General features: G+C 32.9%; 3 protein-coding genes. All 3 read right to left on the bottom strand.

Annotated elements, in window-relative coordinates; genetic code table 11:
- Positions 1-195: 195 nt before the first annotated feature.
- Genes G493_RS0122285 through G493_RS0122275 form a run of 3 tightly spaced genes read right to left on the bottom strand, consistent with a single transcriptional unit; the run spans position 196 to position 3,873 of the window.
- Positions 196-1,179 (bottom strand): transglutaminase domain-containing protein, encoded by a 984-nt coding sequence (locus G493_RS0122285; protein ID WP_028582141.1) that lies wholly within the window; start codon positions 1,177-1,179, stop codon positions 196-198.
- A gap of 15 nt (positions 1,180-1,194) precedes the next feature.
- Complete coding sequence (locus G493_RS30795) at positions 1,195-3,150, bottom strand: acyltransferase family protein (RefSeq protein ID WP_051309799.1); 1,956 nt, start codon at positions 3,148-3,150, stop codon at positions 1,195-1,197.
- 48 nt (positions 3,151-3,198) lie between these two features.
- Positions 3,199-3,873: an O-antigen ligase family protein gene (locus G493_RS0122275; protein ID WP_232363819.1), complete on the bottom strand. Its 675-nt coding sequence runs from the start codon at positions 3,871-3,873 to the stop codon at positions 3,199-3,201.
- Positions 3,874-4,376: the final 503 nt, after the last annotated feature.

Genomic DNA, 4,376 nt, shown 5'->3' with positions numbered 1-4,376 from the left:
GGGGAGAGAGTTGTACCGATAGAAGAAAGCGGGCTCGACAGGATCGTCAATGTTTAGGAATGATTCTTCGAACACCAGACTTGACTATAACTCGATTTCTTTACATATAATACAAGAAGATAGATATTGATATGTAGACATATCTCCCCATTCTCTTTCTATCTGAATTTTTCTTTAAATTCGCTCATATTTATATTACAGAGAATACAATTTAGAATTACAACATTGCTTAATTTTACAAAAACAGTAATCAGATATTTTATACAAACAATACATAATGACAATTAACAATACGCATATCATGAAAATCAAGAAAATTTTATAAAAATTTGGATACAATCTCCCTCCATCAGGCACAAAATGTTCAAATGTTTTAATTTTCCCTCTCTGACCTGTGTCAAAGTAAGCTTTCACTGCATTCATTTTGCCAATATAAATATGACTGAAGCTTTTTGCTAATTTTGTAGGCAATCTATTTTCATCAACAAATCTTGGCATAGGTAAAGTTTCTGAGCCATTTCTTTCAAATTCTATTGTTTCTATTTTTTTACTGCGTATTTGATCATAAACCTCGTACAATGAGGCATAAATATCACCAATTTTATAAAAAGTATCATAATCAGAGTCGATCAAAACCCATTTAGAAAGTGATGGAACATAAACTTCAACTAATGTGTGATTAAAATCTAGATCACTAAATGTACTTGCAATATGTACTATTCTTGAATCATACCCCAAACTATAAAGTACACCTGACAAGATATAAGCAAAGCGTCTACATGCCCCAGGTGTAGAATTTCTTTGATTAATTAGTAATTCTTTAGGATCATCACTCTCTTTTCCAATTACTTGCCATTTAACCGGATTAAATTCCCCTTGCTGCAGGCGGCACCAATGCCTAATACGCGATAAAAATTCGATATCATTTTGCCCTATTTTTCTATTGTTAAAATTTAACTCTTCAATCATTCGGTAAAATTCTGGATCAACAGCTCTATGTGACGAATTAGATATTGGATGAGAAGTAAATCGAGCAACTTTATCGGTATTATATACAATACTAGTGGTAAAACTCAGAGCAGAAAGAGCCGTTAGGAAAAAATGAATAATCAAAATAGCTGTAAAAATACATAATAGCGGTATTAAAATAGGTAGAGAGATCCTAATATCTATTTTCATAAAGTAAAGCTCGTATCAATTATTATTAGAATCGTGAATCATCATCTGATATAAGTTGTACTTTTTCCCTATCAATCTAGCTCCTTCATGCGAAAGGTGCCCCCTATCTCTATAAATAGGCGTGTCATCCAGTAAAGCATGACACTGTTGTGCGTCACACAAAAGTTTATCTAACCTAATTACTCGGTTACTTAATTCTATTTCATCCATTATCGAAAAAATTGTTTGTCGATAATCCATCAGGGAAGCGGGATCAAAATTACAAATACTCGAATCATCATAAAAATATTTAGCTCTAGCAACACATCTTCCAAGATCAAGACCATTACCAGGCGTGGGTGAAACCAATACTGGTATTGCACCTAATAATTTAATCTCAGTTAAAGTAGCCATCAATTCAGTATAAATAATTTCCCTAGAAGATGTAAATTTATTACCATGGGAATCCAATAATTCTGCACCTTTAGACAAATACTCTTCAAAAGGGGATGACATAATTACATATTTTACAGATCTATTGTCACTAAGCCAGGATTTAACTCTATGGTTGAACGACAAACACTGATCTGCGGGAAATTTGACACTTACTGGAGCTATATCAAAAAAAGGACCACATGCACTCTTAGTCATTTGAACGAGACGGATATTGGGGTCAGAAGCTAAAAGTGCAGGTACCAAATGCATAGCAAAGGAATCTCCCCAAACCAAAACTTCTGGGTTCGGATCTGTCCAACATTCTTTTGGAGCAGGAAAATTTCCATCGCATTTCAAGCTCAGCCCAGAATTACTCATGGAAGAAGATTGGTATTCTGTAAATATTTGATGACGTTTAGAGGAATATAAAGAAAAACCTTCAGTATATATTCCAACTATTGCAAACAAAATGAAAACTAAGGTAAAGGAGGTACAAAAATAAACAATCTGTTTATCGCTAAAATTATTTTTATCTCTAAAAGGCTTCTCTACAAAATAATAGCTTATATACGATAAAATGATTATAATAATAAAGAGAGTTAGGTAATGATACCAATGCATTCCGAGAAAGAAGTAACTTCTATATAAAGCGAGAACAGGTTGGTGCCATAAATAAAGGCTATAACTTATTAGACCTATACTAACAAGAATCTTATTACCTAGTACCCGTCCTATTATAGTCTCCCTACTACTAAATAAAATTACAAGAGATGCCCCTAAAGTAGGCAATAATGCCCAACAACTCGGAAATGGTGTTTCCTCGTCAAAAAGAAAAATTGAATAACTAATAAATACTAACCCAACCAACGATACTATATCACTAAAATATTTTGTAAATTTTGAATTTTTCAATTGAATTGGAAAATTATATTGTACAAGAGTTAAACAAGCTCCAATCGCTAATTCCCAGGCCCGAGTGGGAAGTAAGTAAAAATTAGCAGAAGGTTTAGCGTAGGCGCCCCATTGAGAAAGCCCTAAACTAGATAACAATATGATAATAAGGAAAATAAAAATATACTGCAGTTTTAGTCTTTTACATATTAACAAGAAAAGTGGAAAGAAAATATAATATTGTTCCTCTACAGCTAAACTCCACGTATGTAGAAGTGGCTTCAAATCATTAGCTACAGCCCAGTAACCAGATTCCCTCCAGAAGTAAAAATTTGATGCATAAATATTTACAGATAATAAACTTTTACAAAAACTATATAGATCATTTGGCAAAAGAACAATAATTGAAATTAATGAGCTAACTAACAGCATAAAAAATAAAACTGGCAGAATCCTCCTTGCCCTTCGCACATAAAAATTGGCAAGACTAAATGAGTCTTGATGAATTTCCTTTAAAATTATAGATGTAATCAGATAACCAGAAATCACAAAAAAGATATCTACACCTACATACCCTCCGCTAAAAGTACTAAGACCGAAATGAAATAAAACAACAGAAATTACCGAAATCGCCCTAAGCCCATCAATCTCAACTCTATATTTCACTTTCTTTCTCAAAAGGACGGTTAGTATTATACTAAATATTAGCTATTATTACAATTTTGACTGCATGACATTATCAACTGCCATAGAAGAGCCTAAAAGAATGAACATAAAAATTCGATATGCCCAAGGAAGAAAAAATGCACCTGAAAAAAAAGAAAATAATGCTATAATAACAACAGTGTTACAGACAGACACACAACTAGATAGCGATAAATCTCTTTTTTCATTTTTAAAATTATTATAACATTTATGAAAGATTGAAATAACAAACAATATATATATAGACATTGGTACAAACCCAGTATCTGCTCCATACTGCAAAAATATACTATGTGTTAGGTAGCTACCTCTGAATATGTCAAGTATTTCAAAATTATCGTATAATCCATACTTCTCTGCTATTAAATATGAGTGATTCCCCAAACCAAACTCTGAAAAAGGATGCGAAACTATATATTTTGCAGCTATCTTCATTGTATTTAATCGCGTAACGGCAGATCCTGTTGCATCAGTAGTAGGATTGGTTATTTCTTGCATGCGGTAAATATAGTCTGAGGGGACATACCTGATAGAAAAAATCATGAACAAAACAGCAAATAAAGACAAAGACAGCATTCTCTTTTTAATTGGCAACATTAGAAATGCTGTAAAACCTAACACAACTAAACTTAAAAAAGCTCCTCGTGACCGTCCCTCGATTATACCGAGAACACAATAAAACATACCAAACATGACCACAATTCTAACGACCTTATTAGAAGATAAGAAAAACAATCCTACCAAAAAGGCTATAGTATATACTAATACAATTGAAATACCATTAGGATCTCCAACTAAATTCGATCCATAATAAAAAGCTCTTCCATGATCCCAAACTGGGTGTAGCCGGTCTATATTAAAACTCTCTCAAGTTATCTATCTGTTTTTTCGTTGTATGCAAACCGCTTAATTCGACGCCCCCAGCCAAAATGTCGATTTTTGTAAATATAATTGAATTGTGATCCAGGCTCTTTTTGTGTCATTATCAGGGCAAGCGTACGACATGAACCGAGAAAAACTTTAATAACCTATTGAAAATAAAAATAAAGAAGGTGATATTCTGGCCAGACAGTGTATTCAACCATAGCTAACCGATTCAATACAATGGAGAAGCAATATGGTTGGACAAGTTACCTTGCTACAGAATCATAAAAAGACTCAAAGAAATACGCATAATCGGCAAAACG

The organism is Desulfogranum japonicum DSM 18378, from assembly GCF_000429945.1.
Taxonomy (GTDB): Bacteria; Desulfobacterota; Desulfobulbia; order Desulfobulbales; family Desulfobulbaceae; genus Desulfogranum; species Desulfogranum japonicum.
This window is presented reverse-complemented; position numbering and strand designations above follow the sequence as displayed.

What these genes read in the sequence shown, in the direction of transcription:
- G493_RS0122285 (WP_028582141.1), bottom strand. Translation starts at nt 1,179, where the DNA reads ATGAAAATAGATATTAGGATCTCTCTACCTATTTTAATACCGCTATTA.
- G493_RS0122275 (WP_232363819.1), bottom strand. Translation starts at nt 3,873, where the DNA reads ATGTTTTATTGTGTTCTCGGTATAATCGAGGGACGGTCACGAGGAGCT.